The following is a 16,340-nucleotide window of genomic DNA, read 5'->3' as shown; positions in this document are numbered from 1 at the left end:
AGGAGCGGCCCATGGCCGCGATAAGCTAAGAAGTGCGGAGCGGCCGCATCGGCGGACCACCATGACCGCGATTAGCGTCGCGTAGGCTGGCTGACGGCGTAGCCTCATCCACCCGCTTCGTGCCGGGACCAACCGACCACCCTCACCCCAGCCCTCTCCCGCGAGCGGTCCGGTGCTCGGCCGCACGCTTCGCTCGCACTCGCCATTACGCCATCAGTCCGATTCACAGGCGGCAAACGTCGGCTGAGCCAACTCTCGGCAGGATGAGACCCGTCCTCCGCGCGAGCGCTCGTTATACTCCGGTGGCGATGGGGCGTTTCGGCGCTAAAGGGATGGACGACCTGGCCGCGGCGATGGCGGCAACCCCGATTTCTTATGGATTTTCAAACGGCGGATAGATGAGCAAACAGGCGGATGTGGCCCGACCCAACAACTCCAAGCAGTTGACCCCCAGCGACCTGCCGTTCCCGGTGGTGGGCATCGGGGCTTCGGCGGGCGGGATCCAGGCCCTGCTACGCTTTTTCGAGGACCTGCCAGCGGATTGCGGCATGGCCTTCGTGGTGGTGATGCACCTGTCGCCCGAGCACCAAAGCAGTCTCGACCAGATCCTGCAGCGCGCGACCCGGCTGCCGGTGCAGCAGGTCACCCAGCCGGTGCCCATCGAGGCCGAGCACGTCTATGTGATACCACCCGGCTTCGACCTGACCATGAACGATGGCTACCTGCGCCTCAATCCGGCGGAGCGGCCGTCGGGCGACCACGTGGCGGTGGACCTGTTCTTCCGCGCCCTCGCCGATGTGCATAAGGCGCGGGCCATCGCCATCGTCCTGTCGGGCAACGGTGCGGACGGTTCCGTTGGGCTCGGACGGGTCAAGGAGCAGGGCGGGGTGACCCTGGCCCAGGCGCCGGAAGATGCGGAGTTCGATTCCATGCCCTGCAGCGCCATCGCTACCGGCGCGGTGGATTTCGTCCTGCCGGTGGTGGACATGCCGCAGAAGCTGCTGGAGCTGGCTGTCACCATCAACTCCCTGAGCCAGAGCGAGTTGCGCCAGATCGAGCTAGAGGCCCGGCTGCCGGGCGCTTCGAGCAAGGCCATGCAACTGGCCCTGCGCGACATCCTCACCCTGCTGCGCACCCGCACCGGACACAACTTCAAGCAGTACAAGACCGCCACGGTGCTGCGCCGTGTGGAGCGGCGCATGCAGGTGAACACAATCCCCGACATGCCGGCCTATGCCAGCTTCCTGCACGAGCATCCCGAGGAAACCCCGGCGCTGCTCAAGGACATGCTCATCGGCGTGACCAATTTCTTCCGTGATCGCGAAGCCTTCGAGGCGCTGGAGCGCGATGTCATCCCCGAACTGTTCGAGCAACTGCACGGCCTGGAGGAAGAGCAGGAATTGCGGGTCTGGAGCGCGGCTTGTTCCAGCGGTGAAGAGGCCTATTCCTTGGCCATGCTGCTCACCGAGCAGGCCGAGTTACGCCAGTCCGGTGCGCGCTTGCAGGTGTTCGCCACCGATCTCGACGAGCACGCCCTGGCCGTGGCCCGGCATGGGGTCTATCCCGGCTCGATCATTACCGATGTCACCCCCGGCCGCCTGCGCCAGCACCTGCTCAAGGAGCAGAACCAGTACCGGGTGAAGAAGGAGCTGCGCGAGAAGGTGCTGTTCGCCCAGCACAACCTGCTCAGCGATCCGCCCTTTTCCCGGCTCGATCTGATTAGCTGTCGCAACCTGCTGATCTACCTGGATCGCGAGGTGCAGGCCGAGATCCTGCACACCTTCCACTTCGCGCTCAAGCCGGGCGGCTACCTGTTCCTCGGCAGTTCCGAGTCGGCCGATGTGCAGAGCAACCTGTTCGCCACGGTCGACAAGAAAAACCGCATCTACCGTGCCAAGCACACCACCAGCGTGGTGCGGCCCACGCCGCTGCTCAATCTCAACCCGGGCGTGCACAGCGTGCGCCTGCCGCCGCACCAGGTCGGTCGGCGCAAGAAGGTGTCCTTCGCCGAGGTGCACCAGCGGGTGCTGGAGCAATACGCGCCGCCGAGCATCATCGTCGACCGCGAATCCAACATCGTGCACATGTCCGAGCGGGCCGGGCGTTTCCTTCGCTACGTCGGCGGCGAGCCCAGCTACAACCTGCCGGCGCTGGTGCTGGAGGAATTGCGCCTGGAGCTGCGCACCGCGCTGTTCCAGGCCCTGCAGAGCAACAAGAGCGTCGAGGCCCGGCGCGTGCACATCCAGCGCGACGACCGCAGCTACTACATCAACATGGTGGTGCGGCCCTTCCGCGACAGCGACACCAGCACCGACTACATGCTGGTGCTCTTCGACGAAGTCGAAGACGTCATGAGCACCGACGCCTCCAGCGATCACACGGAAGCCAAGGACAGTGTCCTCACCCAGCTGGAAGCCGAGCTGCAGCGCACCAAGGAACAGTTGCAGCTGACCATCGAGCAATCCGAGACCTCGACCGAGGAACTCAAGGCCTCCAACGAGGAACTGCAGGCGATCAACGAAGAGCTGCGTTCGGCCACCGAAGAGCTGGAGACCAGCAAGGAAGAGCTGCAGTCGATCAACGAAGAACTGATCACCGTCAACTACGAACTCAAGGCCAAGATCGAGGAAACCGGCAAGATCAACGACGATCTGCAGAACCTCATCACCTCCACCGACATCGCCACGGTGTTCGTCGACCGTGGCATGCGCATCAAGAGATTCACCCCGCGGGCGATCGGCATCTTCAACATGATCGTCAGCGATACCGGCCGCTCGCTGCTCGACATCACCCATCGGCTGGACTACCCGGAGCTGGCCGACGATGCCAACCAGGTGTTCGAATCCCTCCGGCTCATCAAGCGCGAGGTGCGCAGTCACGATGACCACTGGTACCTGGCGCGGCTGTTGCCCTACCGCACCGCGGAGGATCGCATCGAGGGAGCGGTGCTGACCTTCATCGACGTCACCGAGCGGCGCCTGGCTCAGGATCGCGCCCGCGCTGGCGAAGAGAACATGCGCCTGGTGGCGCAGAACATCCAGGATTACGCCATCGTCACCCTGGACGCCAATGGCATCATCAACAGTTGGAACGGCGGCGCCACCCGGCTATTCGGCTACAGCGAGCGCGAGGCCCTGGGCCAACCGGTAGGCCTGATCTTCACCCCGGAAGATGTCGCCGCCCAGGTGCCGGAAGAGGAAATGCACACCGCCGACGCCCAGGGCGCTGCCCACAACGAGCGCTGGCTCAGGCGCAAGGACGGTAGCCGGCTGTACTGCGCCGGGGTGCTCAGCCGGATGAACAATGCCGCCGGTGGACGGGGCTACGCCAAGATCGCCCGCGACGCCACCGCCGACCATGTGCGCTCCAGCGAGGCAGCCAACCAGCAGGCGCAGCAGCGCGCCCTGGTCCAGCTCAAGGACGAATTCTTCGCGGTGATGTCCCACGAGCTCAAGCATCCGCTCAATCTCATCCAGCTCAACAGCGAGCTGCTGGCGCGCTCACCCGTGCTGCGCAACGTGGCCCTGGCGCGCCGGGCGACCGAAGCCATCCAGCGCGCGGTGCGCAGCCAGGCACAGATCATCGATGACCTGCTCGACCTGTCGCGCATCCGTACCGGCAAGCTCAAACTGGAGCGGGTCGGGCTGGACCTGGCCCAGCAACTGCGCGAGATCGCCGAGGTGATCAAGCCGCTGGCGGGCGAGGTCGAGGTCTCCTGCACGCGCCTGCCGAGCGAGCCGCTGTACGTCCATGCGGACGCCACCCGTATCGGGCAGATCGTCTGGAATCTGCTCAACAACGCTATCAAGTTCACCCCGGCCGGCGGCCAGGTGTCGATCGCCCTGGACGCGGACGGCCAGGAGGCGCGGCTGGAGGTGACGGACACCGGGCAGGGGATCGATCCCGACTTCCTGCCGCGGGTATTCGAGATGTTCGGCCAGGCGGAAATGAAATACACCGCCCGCGCCCAGCATGGCCTGGGCATCGGCCTGGCGCTGGTCAAGCAACTGGTGGAAGCCCACGGTGGGCGGATCGAGGCTCACTCCGCCGGCCCCGGCTTGGGCGCAAGGTTCAGCGTCTGGCTGCCGCTGTGCCACGCCGAGCAGCAACTCGCCCCTACGGCGCAGGCGGATGAGCACTCCCTCGCCGGGTTGCGGGCGCTGCTGGTGGACGACTCTGCCGACATCGTCGAGACCCTGCAGCTGCTGCTCGAAGAGGAGGGCGTGGTGGTCACCGCGGCGACCGACTCCCACAACGGCCTGGCGCTGGCCCAGGCGCAGGATTTCGACATCATCCTCTCCGACATCGGCATGCCGGAGATGGACGGCCATGAATTCCTGCGCCGAGTGCGGGCGGGGGATCGCAATGTCGGCACCCCGGCCGTGGCGCTGTCCGGCTACGGTACGCGGCTGGACGTCGACAAGGCGCGGGCCGCCGGTTTCGCCCAGCACCTGAACAAACCGGTCAGCTTCGAGGCTTTGCTCGCCGTACTGCGTGAGTTGCGTCCCTCGGTCTGAGTCCGGGGCCGTCCGGGGCGGTGGCATAGTCAGACGATTCGCGGCACACTCGGGACCAGCCGGGGCGCCCGCCCATCCGGGTCGGGCGCCGCGTACCCCGCCAGAGGAGCGCTGCGATGACCCGTCTCACCGCCAAGGATTTCTCGCCCGAACTGCTCGAACTCTATGACTTCTACGTCCATGGGCGCATCAGCCGGCGCGACTTCCTCGACCGCGCCGGTGCCTGCGCCGCGGTGCTGGGCCTCTCCGCCACCGGGGTATTGGCGGCCCTGAGTCCCAATTACGCCCTGGCCACCCAGGTGGAATTCACCGATCCGGACATCGTCGCCGAATACGTCTACTACCCCTCGCCCCAGGGCCATGGTCGGGTACGCGGCTACCTGGTGCGTCCGGCCAAGGCCAGCGGCAAGGTGTCGGCGGTGGTGGTGGTGCACGAGAATCGCGGCCTCAATCCCTATATCGAAGACGTGGCCCGGCGCCTGGCCAAGGCCGGTTACCTGGCCCTGGCGCCGGATGGCCTGACCGCCATGGGCGGCTATCCCGGCAACGACGACAAGGGTCGCGAGCTGCAGCAGCAGGTCGATCCGCAGAAGTTGATGAACGACTTCTTCGCCGCCGTGGAAACCCTGATGAGCCACGAATTCAGCACCGGCAAGGTCGGCATCACCGGCTTCTGCTATGGCGGCGGGGTGGCCAACGCCGCCGCCGTGGCCTATCCCGAGCTGGCCGCGGCGGTACCCTTCTACGGCCGCCAGCCCCGTGTGGAGGAGGTGGCGCGGATCAAGGCGCCGCTGTTGATCCACTACGCCGAGAACGATCCGCGTATCAACGAAGGCGCCGCCGCCTACGAGGCGGCTCTAACGACCCAGGGCAAGACCTTCGAGGTGCAGCGCTATCCCGGCACCACCCATGGCTTCCATAACGATTCCACCCCGCGCTACGACGAAGCCGCCGCCCGCCTAGCCTGGGATCGCACCCTGGGTTGGTTCGGGCGCTATCTGGCGTGATCCCCTGACGGAGCCCACCATGCCGCAACACCGTATTCCTGCCGTCTACATGCGGGGTGGTTCCAGCAAGGGCGTGTTCTTCCATGCCCGCGACCTACCGCCCGCCGGCCCCGCGCGCGATGCCCTGCTGCTGCGGGTGATCGGCAGCCCCGACCCCTATGGCAAGCAGATCGACGGCCTGGGCGGCGCCACCTCCAGCACCAGCAAGGTGGTGGTGATCGCCCCGTCCTGTCGCCCGGACTGCGATATCGACTACCTGTTCGGCGCGCCGGCCATCGAACTGCCGGTGATCGACTGGTCGGGCAATTGCGGCAATCTCAGCGCCGCCGTCGGTCCCTTCGCCATCAGCGAGGGCCTGGTGCAGGCGCCCCGCGACGGCCTGGCCACGGTGCGTATCTGGCAGGCCAATCTCGGCAAGCGCATCCTCGCCCGGGTACCCATGGTGGCCGGCGAGGTGCAGGAAGAGGGCGATTTCTGCTTCGACGGCGTGGCCTTTCCCGCCGCTGAAGTCGTGCTCGAATTCCTCGATCCCACCGGGACCGATGGCAGCGTGCTGCCCACCGGGCGGGCCGTCGATGAGTTGCAGATTGCCGGTCTGGGCCGGCTGCCGGTGACCCTGCTCAATGCCGGTAATCCGACCATCTTCGTGCGCGCCGAGGCGCTTGGCCTGAGCGGTACCGAGACCCAGGCGCAGATCAACGGCGATGCGGAGCTGCTGCAGCGCCTGGAGCTCCTGCGCGCCGCCGGTGCCGTGGCCATGGGCCTGGCGACCAGCGCCGCCCAGGCCACCGCGGAGCGCCCTCACACGCCCAAGCTGTGCCTGATCGCACCGCCGCAGACCTATCGGGTGGCCGGCGGCAAACAGGTGCAGGCCGCGGAGCTCGATCTCATCGCCCGCATGATCTCCATGGGCAAGCTGCACCACGCCATTCCCGGCACCGGCGCGGTCGCCGTGGCGGTGGCCGCCATGCTGCCCGGCACCCTGGTCAATCAGCTCACCGGCGAGCTGGCCGGACGCCAGGTACGTATGGGCCACACCGCCGGCACCGTGACGGTCGGCGCCCAGGCGCGTGAGGTGGACGGCAGCTGGCAGATGGAGAAGGCCATCATGAGCCGCAGCGCGCGGCGACTCATGGAAGGGTGGGTGCGGGTACCGGCGGAGGGCTAGTACCTGGGGTGGGTTGAGGGCAGCGCAGCCGCGCAATACTCAATCCCCTCACCCCAACCCTCTCCCAAAGGTGTATAGCCCGGAGACATGGTGGACACCTGTTCGAGGACATGGTGGACAGGTGTCAGGCGACGGAACGTCCCGTCGTCGCCGTCCGGGTGTGTGCGTTCAAACACGCGATGCGCCAGGTGCGCCAGAACACGTCGTACTGGCCGTCCTCGCCCTCAGGACGGATCAGCACGGGCTCGCCGATGAAGGCCTTGCCCACGTGCCACTGATGGCCTCGCCAGTTGATGAGCCCCTGATCGCGTACCGTGCGGACGATACCGCCTTCAGCGTACAACGGCGCGGATGGCGTGGGGCAATAGGCGCGGGGGCTGGGCTGATAGCGTGTCTGGGGCACCTGCATGCCCAGCGCCTGATGCGGCCGCTGGGCATTGTAGAGCTGTCGCCAGTGGTCGAAGGCCCGCTGCGCCTTGTCCAGGTCTGCCCACGGCGGGCCTTGCAGGACTTCGGCCTTGAGCGTGCGGTGGAGGCGTTCGTCCTTGCCCTGCGTCTGCGGATGATAGGGCCGCGAATGGCTGACCCGGATACCCTGGGCCATCAGCCAGACGTCCAGCCGAGTGTAATGCTGGCCGTCCGTGCCCCAGGGGCTGCCGTTGTCCATGGTCATTCGCGCCGGCAGGCCATAGCGCTCGAATGCGGCGATCAGGCACTGACGCACGGTGCTTTCCCGCTCGTCGCCGCAGGCCTGCAACACCACCGCGTAACGCGAATGGTCGTCCAATACGGTCAACGGATGACAGCGTCCCCGCAACAGGGGTACATGACCCTTGAAGTCCATCTGCCACAGATCGTTGGCGTGCGGGTGTTCAAAGCGCTGCCAGGGCTTGGCCGCCTCCGAGGCCGCCGTGCTCACTGCGCCGTGACGGACCAGGATCGCATGCACCGTGCTAATGGCCGGCATCGGCATGCCCTGATCCTCCAGTCGACGCGCCAGCTTACGTGCTCCCCAAGCCGGATGTTGCGCGCGCAAGGCCATGACCTGCGCCTCGCATTCCGCTGCACAGCGGCCTGGCGACGTCGCCGGACGGCGCGAGCGATCCGTCAGCGCCTCACCGGCTCTGGCACGCGCCAGCCACTTGTATCCCGTCGTCGGGCTAATGCCGAAACGGCGGCACAGCAAGCGTATGTTCGCTCCCGCCTGTTGTGCCAAGCCAACGAATTCCTCGCGTAACTCCATCGTGGACCTCTCCTGCCACGGCATCGGCCTGCTCACTTCTGCCAAATGCCACAGCTTGATGTGTCCACCCTGTCTCCGAACAGGTGTTCACCATGTCCCCGGGCCATACACAAAGGGAGAGGGGTGGTCGAGTCCCATGCGTTTACCAGGAGGCCGCGATCCTCGTAGCGTGGAAAACCGCGCAGCGTTTTCCACTGGCAGGCCCCGCTGCAAACGGTGGATAAGGCTGCGCCGTTATCCACCCTACGCGACTGAGCCCGAATCCCCTCACCCCAGCCCTCTCCCCGGGGGAGAGGGCTGGTCGAGTCCAAGGCGTTTACCAGGAGGACGTGATCCTCGTAGCGTGGAAAACCGCGCAGCGTTTTCCACTGGGTAGGCCCTGCTGCAAACGGTGGATAAGGCTGCGCCGCTCTCTATCCCGGGCGACACAAGCGCACCCTCTCCCTCAGGGAGAGGGTTGGGGAGAGGGCGATCCTACGCTGGGAGCCGCCTCGTTGGGCTTCGCTGCGCTCAGCGCCAACCTACGCTTCTAGGTCCCTTCGATGAGATCGCGGATGCGGATCGCCAGGGCGTCCATGGCGAAGGGCTTGGTCATCACGTGCATGCCCGGCTCCAGGTGGCCGTTGCCGATCACGGCGTTCTCGGCATAGCCGGTGATGAACAGCACCTTGAGGCCCGGGCGGCGCTGGCGGGCGGCGTCGGCCATCTGCCGGCCGTTCATGCCGCCGGGCAGGCCGACGTCGCTGACCAGCAGGTCGATGCGCACGTCGGATTCCAGCAGGCGCAGCCCGGAGCTGGCGTCGGCCGCTTCCAGGGCCGCATAGCCCAGTTCTTCCAGCACCTCGACGACCAGCATGCGCACGGTCGGCTCGTCGTCCACCACCAGCACGGTCTCGCCGTGGCCGACGCGGGGCAGCGCCGCCTGGGTGATGGTGGCCTCGAGGCTGGTCGCCGCCTCGCTATGGCGGGGCAGGAACAGGGTCACGCTGGTGCCCTCGTCGAGCTGCGAGTGGATGCGCGCCTGGCCGCCGGACTGGCGAACGAAGCCGTAGATCATCGACAGGCCGAGTCCGGTGCCGACGCCGATGGGCTTGGTGGTGAAGAAGGGATCGAAGGCCTTGGCGACCACCTCCGGCGGCATGCCACAGCCGTTGTCGGTCACGGAGAGGGAGATGTATTCGCCCGGCTCCAGGTCGCGCACCCGCGCCATGCGGGTATCCAGGACACGATTGGCGGTTTCGATGAAGATGCGTCCGCCCTCGGGCATGGCGTCGCGGGCGTTGATGCAGAGATTGAGCAGGGCATTTTCCAGCTGGGGCGGGTCCACCAGGGTCGACCAGAGATCACCGGCGGCCACCACCTCGATCTGGATCGCCGGCCCCACGGTGCGGCGGATCAGGTCTTCCATGCCGGCCACCAGGCGATTGACGTCGGTGGGCTTGGGGTCCAGCGTCTGCCGCCGGGAGAAGGCCAGCAGCCGGTGGGTGAGGGCGGCGGCGCGGATGGCGGCGCCCTGGGCGGCGGTGGTATAGCGCTCCAGGTTGTTCAACCGGCCCTGGCCGATGCGCACGGTGAGCAGGTCGAGGCTGCCGACGATGCCGGCGAGCAGGTTGTTGAAGTCGTGGGCGAGGCCACCGGTGAGCTGGCCGACCGCCTCCATCTTCTGCGACTGGCGGAGCTGTTCCTCCAGCAGCGCCTGGGTTTCCGTGGCTTCCTTCTCGCGGGTCACGTCGCGACCGGCGCCGGTGAGCCGCTCCTGATCGTTGTCCAGCGACAGCGTCCAGGACAGCCAGCGCCAGCTACCGTTCGCCGCCAGCACACGATTCTCCAGCCGTGTCGGCAGGCCGCTGCGGCGCAGTTCGTCCAGCGCCACCATGACCTTGGGCAGGTCGTCGGGGTGGATGAGTTCGCGGTAGGACCGGCTGAGCAACTCGGCTTCGGAATACCCGAGATGGCGGGACCAGGACGGACTGACCCGTACCAGTTGCCCCTCGAAGTCGGCGATCATCAGCAGGTCCTCGCTGAGCGCCCAGAGGCGGTCGCGCTCGGCGGTGCGGGCCTGCACCTCCTGGCTGAGGCTGAAGTTCTGCGCCTGGATCAGGGTCTGGGCGTCGCGCTGGGCCGTGACGTCCTGGGCGAAGACGTAGAAGCCATCCACCAGGCCGCGGGCGTCCCGGCGTGGGCGGTAATGGATATCGGCGATGCGCCGCCGGCCGTCCGGCCAGGCCCAGGGCAGGTCGAGGCGCGCCGGGACACCCTCCAGGGCGGCTTCGATGGCATGGCGGCGCGCGGCGAACAGGGAGGTCGAGAAGACCTCGTCCATGCGGCGGCCGAGGATGCTGCCAGGAGCGTCCCTGAACCACTTCGGCGCCTCGGCATTGGCGAATCGATAGACCAGCTCGCGATCGACGAAGGCGATCAGGCAGGGCAGGGTATCGGCGACCAGCCGTAGATTCATCTCGCTGTCACGCAGGGCCTGCTCGGCGGCCAGTCGCGCGGTAGCCGAACGGGTGCGGTTGGCGACCTCGCGGATGAACTGCAACTCGCTCGGCAGCCACTGGCGGGGCGTACAGGAGCTGACATAGAGCAGGGCGATGAAGCGACCGTGCTCGAACAGGGGGGTGTTGACGAAGGCGCGGGTATCCAGCATCTCCAGCGCGGGGAGATTGTCCCGGGTGCGCGGGTCTTCGCGCACGTCGGTGATCACCACTGTCTCGCCGCGCTTGAAGTCTTCGATGTAGCTGCCGTAGTCGCGGAAGTTCAGGGTGCCGACCAGGCTGCGGGCGCCGGGGGTCGTCCAGTCGCGCGCCACGCGGATGGTCTCGGCCTCGGCGTCCACCAGGCCGTAGCCCACCAGATGGGCACCCAGGGTGGTACCCAGGGTGGCGCAGGCGACTTCGATGACGGCATCGATGTCGTTCAGGTGGCTGAAGCGCTCGCTGAGTTCGAGCAGGGCCAGGCGATAGAGTTCTTCGCGGCGTTTGGCCTGGGCGGCCAGCTCTCGTTCGGTGACCTCCAGGAACAGCACCAAAAAACTGTCCGGCCCCGCCTTGTGGACGTGGCCTTCGTACCAGCAGCCATCGTGCTGGAATTGGCGTACATAGCTGAACGACTGGCCGGTATCGACCACCCGGGTGAAGTCTTCGACCCAGCTGTCTTCGAGCGCGGGAAAGAGTTCACGGGCGGTATGGCCTATCGTTTGTTCCGCCGTGAAGCCGAAGTTCTGCAGCCAGGCGCGATTGACCTGCTCGTAGCGCCAGTCCTGCCCGCGACCCTGGTCATCACGCAGGATGGTGCCGAGGATGAAGCCCTCTTCGAGCTGTTCGAACAGGCCACGCCAATAGCGCTCGCTTTCCACCAGGCGCTGCTGGACCTCGTGGAGGTGCCGCTCGCTGTCGCGCAGCGCCTCGCCGGCCAGGTGCTGGGCGGTGCGGTCGCGCAGGATCTTCACATAGCCGGTATGGCGACCGGCCTCGTCGTGCAGCGGATGCATCTCGCCACTGGCCCAGAAGCGCGAGCCGTCGCGGTGCAGGTGCCAGCGCTCGTCCTCGGCGCGGCCATCGCGCAAGGCCAGCTTCATTTCCAGTGCCGCTCGGCCGCTGAGATTGTCTTCGGGGGTGAAGAAGCACTCGGCGGATTCGCCCCGTACCTCATCGGCGGTCCAGCCCAGCAAGCGCTCGGCGCCGTTGTTCCAGTCGGTTATCACGCCCGCCGGGTCGAGGACGACCATGGCGAAATCGATGGCGCCGTCGAAGATCGCCAGGCGCCGCTGGGCGTCCTGGGGGGGGAGGTCGGCCTGCTCGTCGAGGGCGGCGCGGAGGCGAAGCACTTCCGCCTGGAGTTCAGCGTAGGAAAGATCGGAGTCGGCCATGGGGTCGTTCGAGGGGATGGGCGGCGGAGTACTTCGCCAGGATGTCGGCAAAGGACCTTGAGTGGAAAGAGGCTAGGTGACATCAAGGCGCCATCGGCAAGATTTTCCGACAAACCGGGAATTAAGTAGCCGTTGAGGTATCAGACAGGTGCAGGAAACCCAGGATCAACCGTTCGTCCGAGTTCTGTGATCCAAGTCGAGTAAATTCGGTCCTAATAGTCGTACTAATTAAGCAGCATTGCCATGACCGATGTAGTTTCTCCCGCCACCGTTACTACCGTGCTGGTCGTCGAGGACGATGCCGTGCTGCGTTCCCTGGCGACGGAGGTGTTCGAGATGGAAGGTTACGCCGTCCAATCCTTCGACTCCGCCGATGCCGCTTGGGCCTGGCTCGAGCAGGACCCGTCACCGCCCGATCTGCTTTTCACCGACGTGCGCATGCCCGGTCGGCTGGATGGCCTGGCCCTGGCCAAACAGGTACGCCAGCGTTTCGCGCAACTGCCCATCCTGGTGTCGTCCGGCTATACCGGGCAGCAGTATGCCGAACGCGAGGAACGTGCGCTGTTCCTGCCCAAGCCCTGGAGCATCGATCAGTTGCTGGCGGCCTGCAGCAAGCTCGGCCTCTAGGTTCTGTACGAAAAATCGCCGAGCGACGGTCAGGCGAGGCGAAAAGCGCTGAGGAAGCGGAGTTTACGAGTGGTAAATGAGCATTCCGAAGCGTTTTTCAACGAAGCATCACCGAGCGCAGGCATTTTTCGTACAGAACCTAAGCCTGCCCTTGCCGCGCCTGGGCTAGGCGCACCGCCGCATCCACTTCATCCAGCGTCCAGGGTTTCTGCAGGAAGATCACCTGGGGCGGCAACGCCGTGGTTATTTCATAGCCATAGCCCGAGGTGATCACCAGGGGCAGTTGGGGCCAGCGCTGGATCAACATCTGCGCCAATTCACCGCCGCGCAGCTGTCCGGGCATCAGGTGATCGGTGATCAGCAGGGCAGGTGCTTGCTTTCGTTGCAGCAGCTCCACCAAGGCGTCGTCGGCATTGTCGAAACGGACGCAGGTCCAACCCAGCCGCTCTTCGAGATGCTGGCCGAGCAGTTCGGCCAACAGGGCGTTGTCTTCGATGACGACGGCATAGGGTAGAGCGGTGGGCGAGGTCATCAGGACTTCCGGAACGCACGCGAGGGCGATCCGGAAAGTCTAGCAGAGCTGCCTTTCCTGCAACCTTAATTAATCCGACTATTGTCAGATATCTAGCACGATCTTGCCGAAGTGGCTGCCATCCTTCTGGAAGGCGAAGGCCTGGGCGATCTCGCGCAGGGGGTAGCTACGGTCGATGACCGGCTTAATTCCCGTGCTCTCCAGCGCCCGGATCATGTCCTGCTGGTGGCGCCTGCTACCGACGATCAGGCCCTGCAAGCGCTGGTGACGGCGCATCAGGTTCGCGGTGGGAATCTGGCCTTCGATACCGGTAAGGACGCCGATCAGTGCCAGATGGCCATGGATGCGCGCAGCCTGGATCGATTGTGCCAGGGTCGCCGGTCCGCCGACCTCCACCACGATGTCCGCCCCGCGCCCGCCGGTGATGGCCTGTACCTTGGCACCCCATTCCGGCTCTTCGCGGTAGTTGATCAGGTGATCGGCACCCAGGGCGTAGGCGCGTTGCAGCTTCTCGTCCGAAGAGGAGGTGGCGATCACCGTGGCGCCCATGGCCTTGGCGATCTGCAGGGCGAAGATGGAGACGCCACCGGTCCCCAGCACCAGCACAGTGTCGCCAGCCTTGAGGCCGCCATCCACCACCAGGGCCCGCCAGGCGGTGAGACCGGCGGTGGTCAAGGTAGCCGCCTCGGCGTGGCTGTAGCCCTTGGGCGCCCGGGTGAAGGCCGTGGCCGGCCGTACCACCACCTCGCAGGCGAAGCCGTCGACGCCATCGCCGGGGGTGGTGGAGAAGTCGTCGATGGGCGGCTCACCGTCCAGCCAGTGCGGAAAGAAGGTGGATACCACGGCGTCACCCACGGCGAATTCGCTGACGCCCGCCCCGACGGCCTCGACCACCCCGGCACCATCGGACATGGGGATGCGGCCATCGGCAGCCGGCATCTTGCCGAGCACCACGCCCAGATCGTGGAAGTTCAGCGAGCTGGCATGGATACGAACGCGGATCTCCCCGGGCCCCGGCTCGCCGGGATCGGGCAGGTCGGTCCATTCCAGGTGATCGAGGCCACCGGGTTTGCGCAGGCGGATGGCATTCATGAGTGAAATCCTCCAAGACAGGGCTGAGCGCTGGGACGCGCGAGTCTGTAGAGGACCACGGTGAAGGGCGCAGGATTCCCTGACGGAACCCGCGCCCGTCAGCCTTACTTGATGGCCTTCTGCAGTTGCTGCAGCTGCTGGGTGCGGGTGTTGAGGCGGGCTTCGCCGCGCTCGGCGTCGGTCTTCTTCAGCTCGGCCTCGGCCAGGCGCAGCTTGATGGTCTGCATGGCGGTCTGGATGCGCTGCTGGGTCAGGTAGGCCAGTTGGTCGACGGTTTGCTCGCTCTCGCCGTCCTTGTAGGCCTTGTCGGCCTTGGTCAGCCAGGTGCCGGCATCCTTGGTCTCCAGTGCCGCCAGCTGGTTGGCCTGGGGCTGGGATTCCAAGGCGGCGTAGTCGTTGCGCGCCTTTTCCAGATTGGGGTTGGGCGGCGTGGCGCAGGCGGCGAGGGTGAGGGTCAGGGCCGACAGCAGCGGAAGCAGAAAACGTTTACGCATGGGATTCGTCCTTCAAGAGAGCGGGCAGCTTACTGCTGCACTTTTTTCTGTAGGTTCTGTTGCAGTTGGAGGTTGATCTGACCTTCCTCGCGAATCTGCTGGATGCTGTTCTGCGCATCCTTGAGCGCCGCCTCGGCCTTGGCCGCCTGGGTCTTGCGGGTGGCCAGGCGGGCGTCCCACTCGGCCTGCTCGGCCAGTTGCTTGGCTTCGGCGTACTTCTCGTTGGAGAGGGCGGTCTGGGCCTGGGTCCACTTGTCCTGGGCCGACTTGGTCTCGATGGGGGCGTACTGGTTGCCACCGGAGCTGACGGCTTCGTTGACGGCGGACTGGGTCACGGCCATCTGCGCGGTCGGTGGATTGCCGGCGCAACCCGCCAGCAGCAGGCCGCCGCCCAGGACCAGGCTGGCGAGCAGCGCGCGTGGCGCGGAGAACGGAAAGGCGCGAGAGAAACCGGTTTTCATCCGAACATTCCTGTCAGGTCGCCCGGAATGGACGACAGTGCCTTTGAGACGGCGAAAACGCGGCGAGGTTCGCTGGAACGCGGGCTAGCGGGCGCCGTTCGGTCTGGTAGTCGGCTGGGAGGTCATGGTCCTTCGCTCAGGCGCGTACCGCCTGGTACAGCGCGCGGATCAGGTCCGACTGGGTGATGATGCCGACGAGCCGGCGCGAGCCGTCGATGATGGGGATGTGCCGGTGGCCGTTTTCGGAGAACACCGGCACCAGGTCGATCAACAGGCGGTCGGCGCTGGCCACCCTTACGGTGCGGGTCATGATCCGGCCGACCGTGCGCTCGCCCTGGCGCGCCCGCGGGCGAACCAGGGAGCGCAGCCGCCAACCGAGGCCCTCGTGCACATCCAGGTCGATCTGCCGCATGAAGTCGGCCACGGTGACGATGCCCAGCAGATGGCCCTGGCGATCGGTGACCGGCAGCGCCTTGATGCGCCGCGCGCGCATCAGCGCCCAGGCTTCCTGCAGGGGCATCTCGGCGCGGGCCACCACCGGTTCGCGACTCATCACATCGGCACAGCGCAATTCGCCCATCTTGCGCTGGTAGGCGCGGGCTTCCACCTGCTCCAGCAGCTCGGCGAGGTCGTCGCGACTGATGTCCAGCACCTGGTTGTAGCGTGCCAGCACCGCGTCCAGGTCGGCGCGTTGCAGGCGGGTTTCGCCGCTCGGTTCGGCCGGGCGCGGGACATGGGGCCAGGGGCGCCGGGTGAGATTGTTGTAGACCAGGCCGGCGACCACCAGCAGCAGCGAATCCAGCGCCACCGGGCTCCAGGCATAGCTGAAGTCGTGGGCGCCGATGAGCACCATCAACAGCGCCGAGGCACCGCCCGGTGGATGCAGGCAGCGCAGGGCGAACATGGCGGCGATGGCCAGGGCGACCGCCACGGCGGCGGCCAGGTTGGCCTCGGGTAGCCACTGGGCGCAGGCGATGCCGATCAGCGCCGACAGGGTATTGCCACCCACCACCGACCAGGGCTGCGCCAGGGGGCTGGAGGGCAGGGCGAACACCAGCACGGCACTGGCGCCCAGGGGGGCCACCAGCGCCAGGGCCAGGGCGCCGTGCTGGTGCACCGGTTGGCCTTCCAGCCACCAGGCTGCCAGCAGCGCGGCGAGCAGGATGCCGAGCCCGGCACCGAGGCTGGCGCGCAGTCGTTCGCGGGCGTCGATGGGCAGCGGCGCCGGCCAGAAGGCGCGCAGGCCTTGGCCGAGGCGGTTCATGAGGGACGGGGGCGGCGTGACCGGTTCCTGGGACATGGGCTAGGACTGGCGGGCAAAACGGGCG

At 66.5% G+C, this 16,340-nt stretch carries 10 protein-coding genes and 1 pseudogene; 4 read left to right on the top strand and 7 right to left on the bottom strand.

Annotation, left to right across the window (positions count from 1 at the left end):
- The first annotated feature begins 398 nt into the window (after positions 1–398).
- From CCZ28_RS12230 to prpF, 3 genes are all read left to right on the top strand, one after another.
- Positions 399–4,517: a CheR family methyltransferase gene (locus tag CCZ28_RS12230; RefSeq protein ID WP_140218366.1), complete on the top strand. Its 4,119-nt coding sequence runs from the start codon at positions 399–401 to the stop codon at positions 4,515–4,517.
- Positions 4,518–4,633: 116 nt separating this feature from the next.
- Positions 4,634–5,524: a YghX family hydrolase gene (yghX, locus tag CCZ28_RS12225; protein WP_140218364.1), complete on the top strand. Its 891-nt coding sequence runs from the start codon at positions 4,634–4,636 to the stop codon at positions 5,522–5,524.
- A gap of 19 nt (positions 5,525–5,543) precedes the next feature.
- Positions 5,544–6,692 carry a 2-methylaconitate cis-trans isomerase PrpF gene (gene prpF / locus CCZ28_RS12220; RefSeq protein ID WP_140218362.1) on the top strand — a complete coding sequence of 383 codons (1,149 nt, stop codon included), beginning with the start codon at positions 5,544–5,546 and terminating at the stop codon, positions 6,690–6,692.
- A gap of 124 nt (positions 6,693–6,816) precedes the next feature.
- Here the strand turns inward: prpF and CCZ28_RS12215 are convergent, their stop codons facing one another.
- On the bottom strand, positions 6,817–7,959 hold the full coding sequence (locus tag CCZ28_RS12215; protein WP_140218360.1) for an IS481 family transposase: 1,143 nt from the start codon (positions 7,957–7,959) through the stop codon (positions 6,817–6,819).
- A 505-nt stretch (positions 7,960–8,464) separates the two neighbouring features.
- Positions 8,465–11,806 carry a PAS domain S-box protein gene (locus CCZ28_RS24705; RefSeq protein WP_140218358.1) on the bottom strand — a complete coding sequence of 1,114 codons (3,342 nt, stop codon included), beginning with the start codon at positions 11,804–11,806 and terminating at the stop codon, positions 8,465–8,467.
- Positions 11,807–12,049: 243 nt separating this feature from the next.
- Here CCZ28_RS24705 and CCZ28_RS12205 point away from each other — a divergent pair, with 243 nt between their 5' ends.
- Positions 12,050–12,433, top strand: coding sequence for a response regulator (locus CCZ28_RS12205; RefSeq protein ID WP_058777897.1), 384 nt, complete (start codon positions 12,050–12,052; stop codon positions 12,431–12,433).
- Positions 12,434–12,572: 139 nt separating this feature from the next.
- Here the strand turns inward: CCZ28_RS12205 and CCZ28_RS12195 are convergent, their stop codons facing one another.
- The 5 genes and pseudogenes from CCZ28_RS12195 to CCZ28_RS12175 form a co-directional block, all read right to left on the bottom strand.
- Positions 12,573–12,965, bottom strand: coding sequence for a response regulator (locus CCZ28_RS12195; protein WP_140218356.1), 393 nt, complete (start codon positions 12,963–12,965; stop codon positions 12,573–12,575).
- A gap of 84 nt (positions 12,966–13,049) precedes the next feature.
- On the bottom strand, positions 13,050–14,057 hold the full coding sequence (locus CCZ28_RS12190) for a zinc-dependent alcohol dehydrogenase family protein (RefSeq protein WP_140218354.1): 1,008 nt from the start codon (positions 14,055–14,057) through the stop codon (positions 13,050–13,052).
- Positions 14,058–14,167: 110 nt separating this feature from the next.
- Positions 14,168–14,551 (bottom strand): annotated as a pseudogene (locus CCZ28_RS12185) (DUF4398 domain-containing protein); the annotation flags it as partial.
- A 29-nt stretch (positions 14,552–14,580) separates the two neighbouring features.
- Entirely contained in the window at positions 14,581–15,012 is a 432-nt protein-coding gene (locus CCZ28_RS12180) for a DUF4398 domain-containing protein (RefSeq protein WP_058766319.1), read from the bottom strand.
- A 136-nt stretch (positions 15,013–15,148) separates the two neighbouring features.
- Complete coding sequence (locus tag CCZ28_RS12175; RefSeq protein ID WP_205894572.1) at positions 15,149–16,312, bottom strand: HPP family protein; 1,164 nt, start codon at positions 16,310–16,312, stop codon at positions 15,149–15,151.
- Positions 16,313–16,340 lie beyond the last annotated feature (28 nt).

This window comes from Pseudomonas oryzihabitans, assembly GCF_006384975.1.
GTDB classification, from domain to species: Bacteria; Pseudomonadota; Gammaproteobacteria; order Pseudomonadales; family Pseudomonadaceae; genus Chryseomonas; species Chryseomonas psychrotolerans_B.
The sequence above is the reverse complement of the archived record's forward strand: the minus strand, read 5'-3'. Positions and strand labels throughout refer to the sequence as shown.